This window comes from Cyanobium sp. Candia 9D4 (genome assembly GCF_024346155.1).
Classification (GTDB): domain Bacteria; phylum Cyanobacteriota; class Cyanobacteriia; order PCC-6307; family Cyanobiaceae; genus Cyanobium; species Cyanobium minutissimum.
Genome location: NZ_JAGQCK010000002.1, coordinates 379493 through 397082 on the forward strand (window position 1 = coordinate 379493; position 17590 = coordinate 397082).

18 protein-coding genes are annotated in these 17590 nt (G+C 71.1%); 13 read left to right on the forward strand and 5 right to left on the reverse strand.

The genetic code is table 11. The features are described from left to right. Positions 1-97 precede the first annotated feature (97 nt). Positions 98-412 (forward strand): DUF1971 domain-containing protein, encoded by a 315-nt coding sequence (locus KBZ08_RS06440; RefSeq protein ID WP_254972105.1) that lies wholly within the window; start codon positions 98-100, stop codon positions 410-412. On the opposite strand, the gene KBZ08_RS06445 is transcribed toward KBZ08_RS06440, so the two are convergent. Then, positions 400-1371, reverse strand: a complete 972-nt coding sequence (locus tag KBZ08_RS06445) for a hypothetical protein (RefSeq protein ID WP_254972106.1) — start codon at positions 1369-1371, stop codon at positions 400-402. The genes KBZ08_RS06440 and KBZ08_RS06445 overlap by 13 nt on opposite strands. A gap of 5 nt (positions 1372-1376) precedes the next feature. After that, a complete protein-coding gene (katG, locus tag KBZ08_RS06450) occupies positions 1377-3599 on the reverse strand; it encodes a catalase/peroxidase HPI (RefSeq protein ID WP_254972107.1) in 2223 nt (740 codons plus the stop codon). A 119-nt stretch (positions 3600-3718) separates the two neighbouring features. Here katG and KBZ08_RS06455 point away from each other — a divergent pair, with 119 nt between their 5' ends. The 6 genes from KBZ08_RS06455 to selD are packed head-to-tail and all read left to right on the forward strand — an operon-like array spanning position 3719 to position 10949. Further along, positions 3719-4273 carry a hypothetical protein gene (locus KBZ08_RS06455; protein WP_254972108.1) on the forward strand — a complete coding sequence of 185 codons (555 nt, stop codon included), beginning with the start codon at positions 3719-3721 and terminating at the stop codon, positions 4271-4273. Continuing rightward, a complete protein-coding gene (locus tag KBZ08_RS06460; RefSeq protein ID WP_254972109.1) occupies positions 4273-5709 on the forward strand; it encodes a glycoside hydrolase family protein in 1437 nt (478 codons plus the stop codon). Before KBZ08_RS06455 ends, KBZ08_RS06460 begins: the two co-directional genes overlap by 1 nt. 38 nt (positions 5710-5747) lie before the next feature. Beyond that, positions 5748-6692 (forward strand): calcium/sodium antiporter, encoded by a 945-nt coding sequence (locus KBZ08_RS06465; RefSeq protein ID WP_254972110.1) that lies wholly within the window; start codon positions 5748-5750, stop codon positions 6690-6692. 54 nt (positions 6693-6746) lie between these two features. Next, entirely contained in the window at positions 6747-7082 is a 336-nt protein-coding gene (locus KBZ08_RS06470) for a hypothetical protein (RefSeq protein ID WP_106219563.1), read from the forward strand. Positions 7083-7101: 19 nt separating this feature from the next. Continuing rightward, positions 7102-8814 (forward strand): sulfate permease, encoded by a 1713-nt coding sequence (gene sulP, locus KBZ08_RS06475; protein ID WP_254972111.1) that lies wholly within the window; start codon positions 7102-7104, stop codon positions 8812-8814. After that, positions 8811-10949: a selenide, water dikinase SelD gene (selD, locus tag KBZ08_RS06480; protein ID WP_254972112.1), complete on the forward strand. Its 2139-nt coding sequence runs from the start codon at positions 8811-8813 to the stop codon at positions 10947-10949. Before sulP ends, selD begins: the two co-directional genes overlap by 4 nt. Here selD and mnmH read toward each other — a convergent pair. Continuing rightward, positions 10903-11943, reverse strand: a complete 1041-nt coding sequence (gene mnmH, locus KBZ08_RS06485) for a tRNA 2-selenouridine(34) synthase MnmH (protein ID WP_254972113.1) — start codon at positions 11941-11943, stop codon at positions 10903-10905. The genes selD and mnmH overlap by 47 nt on opposite strands. Positions 11944-12049: 106 nt before the next feature. Between mnmH and KBZ08_RS06490 the strand changes: the two genes are divergently transcribed. From KBZ08_RS06490 to KBZ08_RS16490, 5 genes are all read left to right on the forward strand, one after another. After that, entirely contained in the window at positions 12050-12997 is a 948-nt protein-coding gene (locus KBZ08_RS06490; protein WP_254972114.1) for a putative selenate ABC transporter substrate-binding protein, read from the forward strand. Positions 12998-13113: 116 nt separating this feature from the next. After that, complete coding sequence (locus tag KBZ08_RS06495) at positions 13114-14181, forward strand: ChaN family lipoprotein (RefSeq protein ID WP_254972115.1); 1068 nt, start codon at positions 13114-13116, stop codon at positions 14179-14181. 713 nt (positions 14182-14894) lie between these two features. Continuing rightward, on the forward strand, positions 14895-15080 hold the full coding sequence (locus tag KBZ08_RS06500) for a CsbD family protein (RefSeq protein ID WP_254972116.1): 186 nt from the start codon (positions 14895-14897) through the stop codon (positions 15078-15080). Positions 15081-15090: 10 nt separating this feature from the next. Further along, positions 15091-15255 (forward strand): DUF1328 domain-containing protein, encoded by a 165-nt coding sequence (locus tag KBZ08_RS06505; protein WP_106219555.1) that lies wholly within the window; start codon positions 15091-15093, stop codon positions 15253-15255. A 15-nt stretch (positions 15256-15270) separates the two neighbouring features. Further along, a complete protein-coding gene (locus KBZ08_RS16490; protein ID WP_315861245.1) occupies positions 15271-15660 on the forward strand; it encodes a CsbD family protein in 390 nt (129 codons plus the stop codon). A gap of 96 nt (positions 15661-15756) precedes the next feature. Here the strand turns inward: KBZ08_RS16490 and KBZ08_RS06515 are convergent, their stop codons facing one another. Next, positions 15757-16095 (reverse strand): 4a-hydroxytetrahydrobiopterin dehydratase, encoded by a 339-nt coding sequence (locus tag KBZ08_RS06515; RefSeq protein WP_254972117.1) that lies wholly within the window; start codon positions 16093-16095, stop codon positions 15757-15759. A 186-nt stretch (positions 16096-16281) separates the two neighbouring features. On the opposite strand from KBZ08_RS06515, the gene KBZ08_RS06520 reads away from it, so the two are divergent. Continuing rightward, complete coding sequence (locus KBZ08_RS06520; protein WP_219903811.1) at positions 16282-16893, forward strand: dihydrofolate reductase family protein; 612 nt, start codon at positions 16282-16284, stop codon at positions 16891-16893. Positions 16894-16913: 20 nt separating this feature from the next. On the opposite strand, the gene KBZ08_RS06525 is transcribed toward KBZ08_RS06520, so the two are convergent. Continuing rightward, positions 16914-17579 (reverse strand): SDR family oxidoreductase, encoded by a 666-nt coding sequence (locus KBZ08_RS06525; RefSeq protein WP_254972118.1) that lies wholly within the window; start codon positions 17577-17579, stop codon positions 16914-16916. Positions 17580-17590: the final 11 nt, after the last annotated feature.

Consider the following 17590-nt stretch of genomic DNA (forward strand, 5'->3'; position numbering starts at 1 on the left):
GCCGCTGTGGCAATCAGCAGCAGGCCTGCCGGCGCGCCATCGACCTGGCCAGAGGATCCGGCCGTGCGAGCGTTCCTGCGGCTTCGGGCCGAGACCCATGCACCCTGATCTGCCTGGCGGCCTTACGCCCTACAAACGCACGCCCACCTTTGACGCGGAGACCGTGCCGGCGGGTCTGAGGGCGCAGCACAGCACCAAAGCGGGGGTGTGGGCCCGGGTCGTGGTGCTGGAGGGCTCGCTGCCGTTCCGGTTTCTGGAGCCCGACGAGGAGCTGGTGGTGCTGACGCCCGAGCGGCCCGGCATCGTGGCGCCCACCCAGCGGCACCAGGCCGAGCCGGGCCCCGGTGTGCGGTTCTACGTGGAGTTCCACAGGGCTGGACCGCCGCTCACGCCGCCACCTCAGACCGCCTGACGCGGCCGGATGCCGTACTGACGGCGCACCTCCTCCAGGGGCAACGGGAAGTCGTCCCAGGGATCCCAGTCGCTGATCAGGTCCCGGGTGACGCCGAGGCCGTGCTCCAGACCGCGGAAGATCACCTCCGGATCCGCCTGGCCGGTCTCGGCCGCCGTCACCGGGGTGGAGCCGATGCCCAGCTGGAACTGGGCCAGGCCGAACAGGATCGTGAAGAAGGGGTCGTTGCGGCCGAAGCCGGCCTGGAAGCCGAGCACGCCGCATTCCTCGCTGGGGCTGGTGCCGTAGCCGCCGAGCACGTGGCAGCAGTCGTGGCGCACCACCGGGGGCGGCGGCCCGCCCAGCTCGCCGGGAACGCTGAAGCCGTTGGCATCGATGAAGGCCAGGTAGGCCCGGCCGAGGCTGCCGTGGGGCAGTTCCGCCAGGGCTCGGTAGCGGCGGGCCAGGGCGGGATCCTCCTGCTTCAGCAGCGAGCGGGCGATCTGCAGGGCGCCGGCGGGGCCCTCATCGCGCACGTAGGCCGCGGCGGCCCCCCGCTGGAACCCCCGCCGCATGATGTCGAGGCGCACCAGGTTGAACTGGTGGTCGAGCACGTGGCGGAAGGCCTGCACCGGGGCGTCATCGATCGCCAGCGCCCGGGCGGTGGCCTCGAGCCGGGCCAGGACGTCCTCGCCAGGGGAGTCCTCGAGCAGGGCCAGCACGGTCATGCCCCGCAGGATCCGCTGGCGCCATTCGCTTTCGGGCACCGCCGCCGCCAGCTGCTCCGGCGTGAGAGGGGCCAGCGAATCGAGGGGGATGGGCAGCCGGATCAGGTGGTCCCGGATCGCGGTGATCGTGCGCAGGGCGATGGGGCTGGGGGGCCCGTCCACGGAGGCGATCGCCAGCAGGCTGCCCAGGCCGGCCCGGCCGATGGCCTCGCGGCGTTCCGGGGGCGGTTGCGCGGAGAGGAGGGGGTTCATGGCGTTCAGGCCAGCTCGAAGCGGTCGAGGTCCATGACCTTGCCCCAGGCCGCCACGAAGGCGGCCAGGAAGCGCTCGGCGCCGTCGGCGGAGGCATGCACCTCGGCGATCGCCCGCAGCTGGGCGTTGGAGCCGAAGATCAGGTCGACGCGGCTGGCGGTCCACTTCAGATCACCGGTGTGGCGGTCGCGGCCCTCGAAGCTGTCCTCCGCCTCGGAGGTCGCCGTCCAGGTGGTGCCCATGTCGAGCAGGTTCACAAAGAAGTCGTTGCTGAGGGTCTCGGGGCGGTGGGTGAAGACCCCATGCCGTGACTTGCCGTGGTTCGCATCGAGCACCCGCAGGCCCCCCACCAGCACCGTCATCTCCGGGGCGGTGAGGGTGAGCAGCTGGGCCCTGTCGATGAGCAGCTCCTCGGCGGAGGCCGGCAGGCCCGGCCGCAGGTAGTTGCGGAAGCCGTCGGCCTTCGGCTCGAGCACGGCGAAGGAGGCCACGTCCGTCTGCTCCTGGGAGGTATCCATGCGCCCGGGGGTGAAGGGCACCGTCACCGTGTGCCCGCCCCGCCGGGCCGCCTCCTCCACCGCGGCGCAGCCGCCCAGCACGATCAGATCGGCCAGGGAGATGCGCTTGCCGTCGTGGCGGGAGCCGTTGAACTCCTGGCGGATTGCCTCAAAGGCCTCCAGGGCCCGGGCCAGTTTGGCGGGCTGGTTCACCTCCCAGTCCTTCTGGGGGGCCAGCGCCAGCCGGCCGCCGTTGGCGCCGCCGCGCTTGTCGGAGCCGCGGAAGCTGGCGGCCGCGGCCCAGGCGGTGGCCACCAGCTGGGAGATGGGCAGCCCCGTCGCCAGGATCCGCCCCTTGAGGGCGGCGATGTCGTCAGCCTCCACCAGGGGATGGTCGACGGGCGGAATCGGGTCCTGCCAGAGCATCACCTCCTCCGGCACCAGGCTGCCCAGGTAGCGGGAGCGGGGCCCCATGTCCCGGTGGACGAGCTTGAACCAGGCGCGGCGGAAGGCCTCCCCCAGCTGGTCGGGGTTGGCATGGAACCGCCGGGAGATTTCCAGGTAGGCCGGATCGACCCGCAGGGACAGATCGGTGGTGGCCATCATCGGCGCGTGGCGCTTCGAGGGGTCGTGGGCATCGGGCACGGTGGCCGCCGCCGCCGGATCGGTGGGCCGCCACTGCCAGGCCCCGGCCGGACTCTTCTCCAGCGCCCACTCGTAGCCGAACAGGTTGTCGAAGTAGCCGCCGTCCCACTGCACGGGGTTGGCGGTCCAGGCGCCCTCCAGGCCGCTGGTGATCGTGTCGTCCCCCTTGCCGCTGCCGAAGCGGTTACGCCAGCCCAGGCCCTGCTCCTCCAGGCTGGCGGCCTCGGGTTCCGGTCCCACCAGGTCAGGGTCGCCGGCGCCGTGGCACTTGCCGAAGGTGTGGCCCCCGGCGATCAGGGCCACGGTCTCCTCGTCGTCCATCGCCATGCGGGCGAAGGTCTCGCGGATGTCCCGGGCGGCGGCGAGGGGATCGGGTTCGCCGTTGGGCCCCTCCGGGTTCACGTAGATCAGACCCATCTGCACGGCACCGAGCGGGTCTTCCAGCTGGCGGTCACCGCTGTAGCGCCTGTCCCCCAGCCATTCGGTCTCCGGGCCCCAGTCGATGTCGATCGGCGGCTCCCACACGTCCTCGCGGCCCCCGGCGAAGCCCAGGGTGGGCAGGCCCATCGACTCGATGGCGCAGTTGCCCGCGAAGATGATCAGGTCGGCCCAGGAGAGGGCGCTGCCGTACTTCTGTTTGATGGGCCAGAGCAGGCGCCGCGCCTTGTCGAGGTTGCCGTTGTCGGGCCAGCTGTTGAGGGGGGCGAAGCGCTGGGTGCCGGAGCCGCCGCCGCCGCGGCCGTCGTGGATGCGGTAAGTGCCGGCGCTGTGCCAGGCCATGCGCACGAAGAACGGCCCGTAGTGCCCGTAGTCGGCCGGCCACCAGTCCTGGGAGGTGGTCATCAGCGTGAACAGGTCCTGGCGCAGGGCCTCCAGGTCGATCGTGCGGAACGCCGCGGCGTAGTCGAAGCCGCTGCCCATCGGATCGGCCTGGGGCGCGTGCTGATGCAGCACCGCCAGGTTCAGCTGCCGGGGCCACCAGTCGCGGTTGGAGCGGGCCCCGGCCGTGCTGCCCCGCAGGGTGCCGTGCAGGAAGGGGCATTTCCCGCCGGTGTCGGCACCGGACGGCGGGGACAGTCCTTCCATCGGGGGCGGCAGCGTCTGCGCTGAATGTAGGAATGGAATTCCGGGAGGCCCATGGAGGCCGGGAGGGGCCCCGGGGAGATCGGGCCACAATGAGATCAGCCCGTCCCCCCCGGTGCCCCATGACGACCCCCGCCCGTGCCGCCGCCGGACCGACGACCGGGTTTCTGGAGGAGTCCCCCGGCAACCGTTCCAGCATGCGCCTGATGTGCCTGCTGGCCCTGCTGGCCTCGATCGCCTTCGGGTCGATCACGATGCTGCGCAGCGCCCCCATGGTCAGCCGCGACGCGGCCGGGCAGGACAGCCTCACTTATCCCCCCCGGGACGACACCGGGATAATCGTCACCTTCGCCTTCCTGCTCGCCGCCTTCGCCCCCAAGGTGGTGCAGAAGTTCGCCGAGCAGCGTCTCGGGGCCCTGGGGTCCACCGGCCTGCGGGAGCTGGTGCTCGGCGTCGTCCGGTCCGAGCCGGCCGCGGCCGGCGACCCTACCGGCGCCGCGGCCGCCAGCGCCGTGGAGGATCCACGCCTGGGCCAGCTGCGGGAGGAGCTGGGGCGCCTGCGCGCCGAGCTTGAGCGCAGCCGCACCCCCATCCAGGTGACCCCGGCCACCCCCGTCGCCCCGCCGGCGCCGGCCCTGACCCCCCTGGAGCGGATCCGGCTGGGGGGAAGCCTCTGATGCCGTACATCACCGCCCGCCAGGATGCGGGGCTCAGCCCCAGCCCCGCCGCCGCCGATGCCGACTCCTACGTGGCGTCCGGCTCCCGCATCGCCGTGACCTGGGTGCGCCCCGCCCCCGGCTCGGACCTGGCCATCGCCCGGCTGGCGGGGCCCTACACCTGCCCCGGCGGCGCCGTGCCGCTCCCGGATGGCGAGCAGCGCTACCTCAATCCCGCCCGCTTCATCATTCCCGATGAGGCCTGGTTGCCGACGCCCGGTGGCGGGGCGCTGCCCCTGGAGGTGGCCCAGCTCAACCACCACTACGAGGGCTGCCGGCTCCAGGCCTACCCCGATCCCCGCACCGGCGGCGCGCCGATCACCATCGGCTGGGGCAGCACCTTCTACCAGGACGGCTCTCCGATCCGGCTGGGGGATGTGATCACCCAGGAGCAGGCCGACGCGCTCTACGAGCACAACTGCCGCGAGCGGTTCTGGAAGGTGCTCGAGGCCACGATCCCCTTCTGGGCGGAGATGGGGGATCGCCAGCGGGCCGCCCTGTGCAGCTTCGCCTACAACAACGGCGCCCATTTCCACGGGGATGGCTACCACGACACCCTGGATCGCCACCTGCGGGAGCGCCGCTGGTCGGCCGTTCCCGCGGCCCTGATGCTCTACCGCAATCCCGGCGAGACGGTGGAGGTGGGGCTGGGCCGCCGTCGCCGGGCCGAGGGACTGGTGTGGGGCGGCATGGAGCCCGCCGCCGCCTGCGCCCAAGCGGAGCGGGAGATCCGCACCCCGGCTGACTGCGAAGCCTGGGAGCAGCGTCTGAAGCAGGAGATCGCCGGCCCGGCCCCGGCGGCCAAGGCCCTCACGGCTCCGCCCGCCGCCTCCGCTGCCCCCGCCCCTGCGCCCGCCATCGAGCGGCCCACCGACCCTCCCGGGCTGGTGGGTCCGAAGAAGACCCCCCGGGACTTCGGCTTCAGCGGCTCCGACAGCCATGTGGTGGTCAACGACGTCAGCGAGACGGCCCGGGCCTATGACGTGGAGGGCCGCCTGCTCTGGGAGATCCCGGCGCTGGCGCGCGGCCAGGGCCGGGAGGACCAGTACCGGGACACCTCCACCGACACCCCTCCGGGGATCTACCGCATCGCCAAGAAGGTCTACCGGGACTACGAGCAGGACCCCAGTCCCACCTACTCAGATGATCGCCTCAGCTATGGCTGGTACAGCTTCGATCTGGAGGATCTGGAGATGCAGGAACGGCGTTTCGGCCGGGCCGGGATCATGGTGCACGGCGGCGGCAGCGCCTGCGGCTGGCCCGGGGCCTGGGCGCCGCGCCAGCGCCTCCACGCCACCCTGGGCTGTGTGCGGCTGCACAACGAGGATCTGCGCGACCGCCTGCTGCCGCTGGTGGAACAGGGCACCGTCTACGTGTCGGTGTACCAGGAGGCCTGAGCCAGCCGCCAGCTCCCTGTCCAGCCATCGGCGTCCCCATGGCGACCGCTGACCTTGTGTTCCTCGGGTCCGGCGTCCTTGCCGCCGGCGCGGGCGGGGAGCTTTTCGTGCGTGGCGCCGTGGGCCTGGCCCACTGGGCACGCCTCTCACCCGGGATCGTCGGGGCCACGGTGGCGGCCTTTGCCACATCCAGCCCGGAGTTGTCGGTGGCGACCATGGCGGCGCTCGAAGGCAAGCCCCAGATCGCGCTGGGGGATGCCCTCGGAAGCAACGTGGTCAATGTGGCCCTGATCCTGGGCCTCACGGTGGCGATCTCAGGGCAGCGCATGCCTGCGGAGAGCGCCCGTCGCGATCTGCCGGTGGCCTTGGCGGGCCCGCTGCTGACAGGGCTGTTGCTTCTCGACGGCACCCTCTCGCGGCTGGATGGCGTCCTGCTCCTGGTTGTCTTCCTCCTTTGGATGACGGGCGTGTTGCAGGAGGTGCGTCGACAACGCAGCGTCGCCGAGGTGCTTCGGGGGGAGCGGCGCGGCTGGCCTGCCGTCCTGTTCTGTGGCGTCGGCCTGGGGCTTCTGCTGGTGGCCGGGAGGCTGGTGGTGCTGGGGGCCCGGGGTCTTGCCCAGTCCTTCGGCATCGATGCCTTCCTGGTTGGCGCCACCCTTGTGGCGATCGGCACCTCAATGCCGGAGCTGGCCACGTCGCTGATCGCGGCCTGGCGGGGTCAGGCTGAGGTCGGCCTGGGCACGATCCTCGGCAGCAACATCTTCAACGGGCTCTGGGTGGTGGGTGTCGCCGCCACCATCACCCCGATCGCCGTGCCGCTCCAGGAGGTGCAGCTGGTCCTTGGCTTCGGCCTCGCGGCGCTGTTCCTGCTGATCCTCCCCAAAGGCTCTGACCTCCTGCAACGCTGGCGCGGCTGGTTGCTGCTGACCCTGTACGGCGTTTATGTCCTGGCGATCGTGCGTGGCCGGGGGCTGATCGGTTGAGGTGTTTCGGACCGTGGTACGCCCCTACCCTGACGGCACCGCCCCGGCCCCGGCATGCCCACCTCCTTCGCCCTGATGCTCCTGGCGCTGCTTGATGCGACGCCGCGGATCGCCGAGGCCCAGCCGCAGAGCGGGGAACTCAGCCCGCGGGAGGAATTCATGGTGATGGTGGGGGTGGGCTCCGGCTACATGAGTGCCCTCTGCAACCTGGAGAAGGACGGCTACATCGCGACCGCCACCCGCGCCAAGCTGGCCCAGGAACAGCTCGACGTCATCGGCGGCGACCCTTCCACCAAGGACGATCTGGAGGGGGTTCTGGCCGGCATGAAGGGCGTCGAGGAGGACAAATCGCTGTGCCCCAGCCAGGTGCTGCCGCCCCGCCGGAAATGAGCTGCGGCGGGGGACGCTGATGGAGCCGCGCCAGGGCCTGGCCGTGGTGCTGCCGGGGCTGGCGCGGCTGCTGGGCTACGAGCGCAGCTGGCTGCGGCCCGACCTGCTGGCGGGCCTCACCGTGGCGGCCTACCTGGTGCCCCAGTGCATGGCCTACGCCGAGGTGGCCGGTCTGGCGCCGGTGGCGGGGCTGTGGGCGATCCTGCCGCCCCTGCTCCTCTATGCCCTGCTGGGCTCGTCCCCCCAGCTGTCGGTGGGGCCGGAGTCCACCACCGCCGTGATGACGGCCGCGGCGGTCGGGCCGCTGGTGGCAGGGGATCCACTGATCTACGCGGGCTTCTCCAGCCTGCTGGCCCTGCTGGTGGGGCTGGTCTGCTGCGCCGGCGCCTGGGCACGGCTCGGATTCCTGGCCGATCTGCTCTCCCGGCCGATCCTGGTGGGCTATCTGGGGGGCGTGGCCCTGATCATGATCGGCGGCCAGCTGGGGCGGGTCAGCGGCCTGAAGCTGCAGGCGGCCGCGCTCCCCGGCCAGCTCCTGGAGCTGCTGGGCCGGCTGGGGGAGATCCACCGGCCCACCCTGCTGCTGGCCGTGGGGGTGCTGGTGTTCCTGCTGCTGGTGCAGCGGCGCTTCCCCCGGGCCCCGGGCCCCCTGCTGGCGGTGCTGCTGGCGATGGCGGTGGTGGCGGTGGGCCATCTCGATCAGCAGGGGGTGGCCGTGATCGGCGCCATCCCGGCTGGTCTGCCCCACCCCTCCCTGCCGTCCGCGGTGTCGGGCGCCCAGCTCCGCTCCCTGCTCACGGCGGCGGTGGGCATCGCCCTGGTGGGCTACTCCGACAACGTGCTCACGGCCCGCGCCTTCGCCGCCCGGGGCGGCTACCGGATCGACGCCAACCAGGAACTGCTCGCCCTGGGCACCATCAATCTGGGCAACGGGCTGATGCAGGGCTTCCCGGTGAGCAGCAGCGGCAGCCGCACCGCCATTGGCGATTCCCTCGGCAGCCGGTCCCAGCTGTTCTCCCTGGTGGCCCTGGCGATGGTGCTGGCGGTGCTGCTGTGGCTGCGGCCGGTGCTGGCCCTGTTCCCCACGGCGGCCCTGGGGGCGATCGTCATCTATGCCGCCCTGCGCCTGATCGACATCCCCGAGTTCCTGCGGCTGCACCGCTTCCGCCCCAGCGAATTCCGCCTCGCCCTGATCACCCTGGTGGGGGTGCTGCTCACCGACCTGCTCACCGGCGTGGCGCTGGCGGTGGGGCTGTCGGTGATCGATCTGTTCGCGCGCCTGGTGCGCCCCCACGACGCCGTGATGGGGATCGTGCCCCGGTTGGCGGGCCTGCATGACGTGCGCGACTGGGAGGGGGCGCGCACGATTCCCGGCCTGGTGCTGTTCCGTTTCGATGCGCCGCTGTGCTTCGCCAACGCCGAGCACTTCCGCCAGCGGGTGCTGGAGACGATCGCCGCCGAATCCCAGCCGGTGGCCTGGTTCGTGCTCAACGCCGAGGCCATCGTGGAGATCGACATCACGGCGGCCGACGTGCTCGAGGAACTGCAGCGGGAGCTGACCGCCCGGGGCATCACCTTCGCGTTGGTGCGGGTCAAGCAGGACCTGCATGCCCAGCTGGAGCGCGCCGGCCTGGTGGAGCGGATCGGGCCGCGCCTGTTCTTCCCCACCCTGCCCACGGCGATCGCCGCCTTCCAGGCCCGCACGGGCGGGGCGCCGCTGCCCAGCCCATGAACGCCGCCCCCGAGCGCCACCAGCTGCTCCTGGCGGGCGGCGGCCACAGCCACGTGCTGGTGCTGCGCCGCTGGCTGATGCGCCCGCGCCTGCGGCCGCCCCACACCCGCATCACCCTGGTGAGCCGCCACGGCACCGCCCTCTATTCGGGCCTGCTGCCCGCCGTGGTGGCGGGGCTGGAGGCCCCGGAGGCCGCCGCCATCGACCTGCGCCGCCTCTGCACCCTGGCGGGCGTGACCTTCGTGCAGGCGGAGATCACCGGGCTGGACCTGGCGGCACGGGAGCTGCTGCTGGCGGGCCGTCCGCCCCTGCGCTTCGACCGGCTCAGCCTCGATCTGGGCGCCGTGACCACCACCTCGGGATGGTCGGCGGGGCAGGCGATGGCCGTCAAGCCGCTGGAGCCCTTCCTGGCCTGGGCGGAGCAGCGTGTCGCCGGCGAACCCCTGGTGATCAGGGGGGGCGGCGCCGCCGCCGTGGAACTGGCCCTGGCCTTCCGGGCCCGGGGGATGGCCTGCGAGTTGTTGCTGCAGGGGGAGCGCCTGAACCTGGGCTCGACGGCGGCGAACCGGGCCGCCGAACGGCTGCTGGCCCAGGCGGCCATCCCGATCCAGCGGCGGGCACCGAACGATGCCCCGGCCGATCTGGCCTGCACCGGCAGCCGCGCCCCCGCCTGGCTGGCGGCCGCCGGTCTGCCGGTGGACCCCGAAAACGGCCGGGTGCTGACCGAATCCAGCCTGGCGGTGATCGGCCATCCGGCCCTGTTCGCCAGCGGCGACTGCGGACTGATCGCCAGCGATTCCCGGCCCCCCTCGGGGGTGTGGGCGGTGCGGGCGGCGCCGGTGCTGGCGGAGAACCTGCGCCGCAGCCTGGCCGAGCCCGCCCGGCCGCTGCGGCCCTGGCGGCCCCAGGCGCGGGCCCTGCAGATGCTGGGCGATGGCGGCTGGCAGACCGGTGGCCCGCGGGCCCTGGCGTTCTACGGGCCCGTGGCCCTGGGGCCATCGGCGTGGATCTGGCACTGGAAGCAGCGCATCGACCGGGCCTTCATGGCCCGCTTCGCTGAGCTCCAGCCCATGGCCACCGCTGCCATGGCCTGCCGCGGCTGCGCCGCCAAGCTGGGGGCCGCTCCCCTGGCGGCCGCCCTGGCCCGGCTCGACCCAGCCGGACCGCGCCGGCCAGTGGAGGACGCGCCCGTGGTGGGCACCGCCGCCGACGGCGACCTGCTGCTGCAGAGCGTCGATGGCTTTCCGGCCCTGGTGGACGACCCCTGGCTGAACGGACGGCTCACCAGCCTGCATGCCTGCAGCGACCTGTGGGCCAGCGGCGCCGCCGTGGACAGCGTGCAGGCCCTGGTGACGGTGCCGGCGGCGGCTGGCGGGATCCAGGAGGAGCTGCTGCTGCAGACCCTGGCCGGGGTGCGCTCGGTGCTGGAGCCCCTCGGGGCCGCCCTGGTCGGCGGCCACACCCTGGAGGGCCGCGACGGGGCCGGGCTGGCCCTGGCCCTGACCGTCAACGGCCGGGTGGCGCCGGCGGCCCACTGGGGCAAGGGCCCGCTGCGGCCCGGCGAGGCCCTGCTGCTGAGCCGGCCCCTGGGCAGCGGCGTGCTGTTCGCCGCCGCCATGGCCGGCGCCGCCGCGCCCGCCTGGATGGAGGCCCTGCTGGAGGCGCTGCAGCGCAGCCAGGCGCCCCTGGTGCCGCTGCTGGCTGCCCACGGCTGCCGTGCCTGCACCGACATCACCGGCTTCGGCCTGCTGGGCCATCTCGGCGAGATGCTGGAAGCCTCCGGCGCCGGGGTGGCGGTGGAGCTCGAGGCTGCCGCCATGTCCGCCTGGCCCGGTGCCCTGGAGTTGCTGGAGCGGGGCTTCGCCAGCACCCTGGCCCCCGCCAACGCCGCCGCCCTGGCCCTGCTGGAGGGGCCGGTGCGGCTGGTGGGCGGCAGCGGCGCGGGGCGGGCCGCTCTGGCGGGTCTGCTGATCGATCCCCAGACCTGCGGACCGCTGCTGGCGGCGCTGCCGGCAGCCGAGGCACCCGCCGCCCTGGCGGCCCTGCGGGCCGCCGGCTTCGGGGCGGCGGCGGTGGTCGGGCGGGTGGTCAGCCGGTCGGGGGCTGCTGCGGCGTCACCAGCCCCCGGCGGATGAGCTGCCCGGCGGCCTCCGGTGCCGCCAGGCCCCCCAGATCCACGGGGGTGATGGCATGGCCGTCCAGGTCGTGGTCGTAGCAACGGTCGTAGTAATCGAGCATCTGCTCGCAGGCGGTGGCCCAGTCAGCACGCTCGATCGCCTCGAGGGCCAGGGCGGTGCGCTGGGGCCCCAGCCGCTTGGCGATCCGCCGGGTGGCCTCCGCCAGCGCGAGCGGATCCTGGGCGCCGTAGATCTGCACCAGGTGGTCCACCCGCTCCGCCAGGGGCCGCTCCACCGCCAGCACCGGCGCGGCCTTCATCTGGCGCCATAGGCCGGCGGGGATGCGGCAGCGGCCCACCATGGCGCTCTCGGCCTCCAGCCAGATCTGCTCGGCGCCGGCCAGGGGGGCCAGGGCCGCAGCCAGCTGGTTCTCATAGTGCTCGCTGCTGGGCTGCTCCGGCAGTCCGAGCCCGCCGAAGCTGCTGCCACGGTGGTGCGCCAGCCCCTCCAGGTCCACCACCGCCGCCCCCCGCTCCCGCAGGGCCAGCAGCAGTTCGGTCTTGCCGCAGCCGGTGCGGCCCCCCAGCAGCCGCAGGGGCCAGGGCCGCTCGAACAGCTCCAGAACCCAGCGCCGGTAACTCTTGTAGCCCCCTTCCAGGAGCTGCACCGGCAGCTCCAGCTGCCGGGCCAGCCAGGCGACACTGGCCGAGCGCATGCCGCCCCGCCAGCAGTGCAGCCGCAGCGGCGCCCCGCCCGAGCGTTCGCTCCAGGCCACCAGTTCGGTGGCCAGGGCCTCCATTCGCGGCCCCACCAGGGCCAGGCCCCTGAGCACGGCGGCCTGGCGGCCCTGCTGCTTGTAGAGGGTGCCCACCTCGGCCCGCTCGCCGTCGCTGAACAGGGGCAGATTGGCGGCGCCGGGGATGTGGCCCTGGCGGAATTCGGCCGGCGTTCGCACATCGAGCAGGGCGCCACCAGCCGCCAGGAATGGATCGATGGGAAGGCTGGGTGCCATGGGGCTCGCGGCAGGGACGGGGGCGTCTGGCGATGACGAAAGCCGCGGGCCGGCACCCACCTGGTCGCCATAGTGGAGCAACGGCCTGCTCCCCTGCCCAAGCCCGATGTTGTTCCGGATCCGCACCACTGCCACCGCCGCCCTGATGGGGGTATCGCTGGCGATGCTGCCCCTGCTGGCGCCCCCCGCCGCCCCCCTCCCCGGCCGGCCGGCTCCGGCGGCGGCCCAGCAGAGCCAGAAGGTGCTGCGCATCGGTGCCATCCCCGACCAGAAGCCCGAGACGCTCAACCGGCTCTACCCGCTGGTGGCCAATGAGCTCAGCCGGCAGCTGGGGGTGAAGGTGGTCTACGTGCCGGTCGTGGATTACGCCGCCGCCGTCACCGCGTTCCGCACCGGTGGCCTGGATCTGGTGTGGTTCGGCAGTCTCACGGGGGTGCAGGCGCGCCTGCAGAAGCCCGGCGCCGTGGTGATCGCCCAGCGTGACATCGACGCGTCGTTCCAGAGCGTCTTCATCGCCAACAGGAGCAGCGGCCTGAAGCCGATCACCAACGTCAAGGGGCTGGCGGAGCTGAAGGGCAAGCGTTTCACCTTCGGCTCGGAGAGCTCCACCTCCGGCCGCCTGATGCCCCAGTTTTATCTGAATCAGGCCGGGGTCAAGCTGAGCGATTTCGCCGGCGGTGCCCCCGGCTTCAGCAGCAGCCATGACGCCACGATCGCCCTGGTGCAGAGCGGCGCCTACCAGGCCGGCGCCGTCAGCGAAGAGGTCTGGCGCAGCAGCCTCAGCGAGGGCAAGGTGGACCGCGCCAAGGTGGTGCAGATCTGGAAAACCCCCGGCTATCCCAACTACCACTGGATTGCCCAGCCCGATCTCGACAAGCGTTTCGGCAAGGGCTTCACCGCCAAGATGAGGTCGGCGATCCTCAGCTGGCGCCCCACCAATCCCCGGCAGAAGGAGGTGCTGGCGTTGTTCGGCGCCCAGCGGTTCATCCCCGCCAATGCGGCGGCCTACAGCCCCATTGAGAAGGTGGGCCGCCAGATCGGCAAGATCCGCTGATCGGCCCCGCCCGCCGGCAGCGCCGCGGCTACACGGCCGCCGGGCTGGCCCTGGCGGCCCTGCTGGGCTGGCCTGGGCCGGCGGCCGCCGGCGCCTGTGTGCCCTCGGGGGCCTGGGTGGAGCCCACTGCCGCGGGTCCCCGCACCCTGGCGGCCGCCGACCTGCTCGATCGCCTGGCCCGGCGTCCGGCGGTGCTGCTGGGGGAGCGCCACGACAGCGCCGCCCACCACCGCTGGCAGCTGGCCACGCTCCAGGCGCTGCAGGCGCGCAGCCCCGGCCTGAGCCTCGGCCTGGAGATGGTGCCGCGCCGGCTGCAGCCGGTGCTCGACCGCTGGGTGGCCGGGGCCCTGGAGGAGCGCGCCTTCCTCGACGCCCTCGACTGGCCGACCATCTGGGGCTACGACGCCGAGCTGTATCTGCCGATCCTGCGTTTTGCCCGTGACCGGCGGCTGCCGCTCGTGGCCCTGAACGTGGAGCGCCGGCTGGTGCGGCGGGTGCGGGCCGAGGGCGCCGCGGCGGTGCCCGTCCGCGAGCGGGAGGGGGTGGGGCGACCGGCGCCGGCCGACGCGGCCTACCGGGCCCAGCTGCACCGGCTCTGGCGGCACCATCCCTTCGTCCCCAGCGGCAGCCAGGGGGTGCCGGGGCTGGAGGACCCTTCCTTCGGCCGCTTCGTGGAGAGCCAGCTCCTCTGGGACCGGGCCATGGCCGAGGCCATCGCTGAGCAGCACCGCCGGCGCCCCGGGGCTCCGGTCGTGGCCCTGATCGGCAACGGCCACCTGGCCGGGGGCCACGGCGTGCCCCATCAGCTGCGGGCCCTGGGCCTGGCGGACGTGGCCTGGTTGCTGCCCTGGGAGGCCAGCCTCGACTGCGCAGCGCTGCAGCCGGGCCTGGCGACGGCGGTGTACGGCGTCGTGTCCCCGCCGCCGGCGGGCCTGCGGCTGGGGGTGTATCTGGAAACCCACGGCGGCCGGGTGGAAATCCACCAGGTGGCTCCCGGCTCGCTGGCGGAGCGCTCCGGGCTGCAGGTCGGCGATGACATCGCGGCGATCGATGGCCAGCCCGTGAGCAGCGCCCGCCAGGTGATCGAGCGGGTGGCCGCGCACCCCGTGGGCCGGCCCCTGGGCCTCACCCTGCGGCGGGATGGGCGGCTGCTGACCCTGCAGCTGGCCCTGCCGGGCCGCTGAGATCCTTCGCTGCCGTCCCTACCAGGGCCACCACGTTCACCGGGGACACGGAAGCCGATGCGGTCCATGAAGGCGAGGTGGGCGCGGCCCAGGCTTCCCTCGGGACAGTGGGCCAGCTGGCGGTAGGGGCTGCAAGCTTTGGGCCCTTCTGGTGGAGAAGATGGCGAACGCTCTGCAGCCCACCATCGATGTCCCCATCGCGGAGGTTGTCCAGGGTGGCTCCCTTCTGAACGCCGCGTCGGGCGATGCCGAGTCGCACCGGATTGAACGGTCCATCAAGGACATGATGGACGCTGGTCACGCTGGTGTCGGCGATGGCTTGCGCGTGTCCCCTTCAGGCCAATGCTGGTGATGGATGTCCGGGGTTTGACCCTGCTCTTTTGATCTGGTGTTGCCGAGGCGCAATTGTTGGTCAGCTTTCTTCTCGCAGCGGCGTCATCACGGCACCAGGTCGTGACATCTGGAGGCTATGCGCTGGCTGATCCCTCAATGGCGCAGGGTTGTACCAGCAACACAACCGAGCCTGCGCAATCCATTGCACCATGGAGATGCCGTGGATTTGAGGCGCATCCTCAGCATTCAACCACCTGTTGGAGGCCCATAGTGAAGGAAGAGGAGCCTTGGGGTGTGACCAGCGAAAGGCTCTGCTCTGCCAGCAATCCGACCCTTCCTTGTGCCCCATCCATTGTTTCCAGATCCTTGCGGACCCAGCCATGAACAAGCTTCAGTTCAAAGGTGAATGGCATGAGTTAAAAGGCAAGCTCAGGCAGAAGTTTGCCGATCTCACTGATGACGACCTGGCTTACACCCAGGGCCAGGAGGAGGAGCTGCTATGTCATCTGCAGAAGAAGCTTGGCAAGAGTCAGCAAGAGATCGCCCAGCTGATCAACACACCTTAGGAGCCCCGTCATGCTTAACTACGCCATATCCTTTTTTGTCATTGCGATCATTGCTGGCGTTCTCGGCTTCAGTGGTATCGCCGGGTCAGCTGCGAGCATCGCCCAGGTCCTGTTTCTTGTGTTTCTCGTGCTTGCCCTGATCTCGTTCCTCACCGGGCGGCGCAACGTGATTTGAAGAGCTGCGTCATTCATGACGCATCAGCTGCCACAGTTCATTCCCATTCATTCTCGTTTCCCCCTCTCCATTCTCGCCATGAATCGCCACATTCGTTTGCTGCGCCAGCTGGCCGCCACTGGCCTTGGCCTGGTCATCAGCCTGCTGATGTTGATCGCCACGCCGGCCTTGAGCGCTTCCGCTCAGGCCTCTGGAGTTACCCTCCTCAGCGCCTCCACCGTGCCCCTGGCCGCCGCTGCCGGCCGCTTCAAGGCTGGCACGAAGGACATGGAGGGCAAGACTCAGGAATCGATTGGCAAGGTCACTGGCAGCAAGGGAGATCGCCTCGCTGGCAAGGCGAAGCAGGCTGAGGCCAAGGGTCGCAATGCCGTCGAGACTGTCAAGGACAAGGCCGGCATGGGCTGAATCAGGATCAGCGGCGCGGCCTGGCATCCACGACTGAGGAACTCCACCTTGGTGTGGGAAGTCCCCAGCCTGCAGACATCGAGGAGCAGGTTCTCCTCAGCTCATGTCGGCCCCTTCGATGGAATCAAGTTCTGTCGCCAGAGTGATATCAGCCCGGGTGAGTCCTTCAGACTGGTGGGTGTAGGTGATCGCTTCCGCATAGCCCCAGCCTAACTTGAAGTCGGCGTGGTGGCCCTGTTTCTCACAGATGGCTCCAGCGTGACCCACCCAGTCCAGGGCTGAGCTGAAGTCCTGAAAGGTCAAGGCTTTGTGCAAGTGATGGCCATCCACCAGATCCCAGCCCGGAAGGGAGCCCAGGGAATCCTTGATCTCATCTGGAGTCAGGTTGGCACCAATGTCCTCAGGGGAGCTGTTGACCTGGTCGGCTAACACCATCATCGGTTCGATTGCGTTGGACTGGAATCAGCCTAGTGAGGCAGATGTCGACTGATGGAGTTTTTCCGGTTGCCGAAGGCGCAGTCAAGGTGCTGATCTGCGGCACATGGGACGCTTCGTATCTTGCCCTCATCCCACAAAAACCAGCAGCCTTCAATGGAGGGCCGCCGATGTGATCCTGCTCCCTTGACCTCGGCGTTGATCTCAATCACCAACTGCGTCAACCTCTCCGTGAAAACTCAGTATTACGCGGCATGCAGCCTGGATGGGTTCATCGCCACCACGGACCATTCCCTGGACTGGTTGCTTCAATTCGGTGAAGCGGAAGGCCCAGGCTATGAGAACTTCCTGGCTGGGGTTGGGGCGATTGCCATGGGTTCAGCCACCTATCAGTGGCTGCTGGATCATTACATCAAAGCGGGAACGTCGGAGGAAAAGCCCTGGCGCTTTGAGCAACCCACGTGGATTTTCACAAGCCGCACGCTTGCCTCCGTCCGCAACGCGGATCTGCGCATCGTGCAGGGTGCTGTCTCCCCCGTGCACCGGGAGATGGTCGCCGCCGCGGAGGGCAAGAACATCTGGATTGCCGGTGGGGGCGAACTGGCGGGTCAGTTCTTCGATGCCGGCCTGCTGGATGAGCTGATCATTCAGGTGGCCTCCGTGACGCTGGGCCAGGGATGGCCGCTCCTGCCCCGGCGGATCGCCTTCCCGCCCCTGAGACTCACATCGGTGCAGGCCCTTGGTGAGGCGTTCGCCGAACTCCACTACGACGTGCCGCCTCAGACGGCGGCGGTCTGATCGCCGTTTCACGGGTGCCCCTACCAGGGCAGCACCTGGCCGTTGGCGTGCCAGAAGGTGCCGCTCGTCTCCAGGGTCAGGGCGTCGATGCGGGCCAGCAGGCCGCGCACCGACTCCTCGGGGCTGATGCCCTGGGCGCTGAAGCCCGTCATGCGGGTGCTCACCAGGCCGGGATGGAGCAGGGCCACGGCGATGCCGCGGGGGCGCAGGTCGATGGCCAGGGACCGGCCGGCCATGTTGAGCGCCACCTTCGACATCCGGTAGCCATAGGAGCCGCCGGAGCCGTTGTCGTCGATCGAGCCCATGCGGCTCGTCATCAGGATCACCTTGGCGCCCTCGGGCAGCTGGCCCAGCAGGGCCCGCGTGAGCTGCAGGGGGGCGATGGCGTTCACCTCGAACTGGCGCCGCAGGCTTTCGGCATCGAGGGCCCCCAGGCTGGTGGACTCCAGGATCCCGGCGTTGAGGATCAGGGCATCGAGGCGCAGGCCATCGAGCCGTTCCACCAGGGCGTCGATGGCGGCCGCGTCGGTGAGGTCGATCCCCGCCTCGATGCGCACCCCGAGGCGCTCCAGCTCGGGAGATGGGGTGCGGCAGACCGCCACCACCGTGTCGCCCCTGGCCTGGAGCTGGCGGCAGTACTCCAGGCCGATGCCGCGGTTGGTGCCGGTGATCAGGACGGTGGCCATGGGGACGGGGG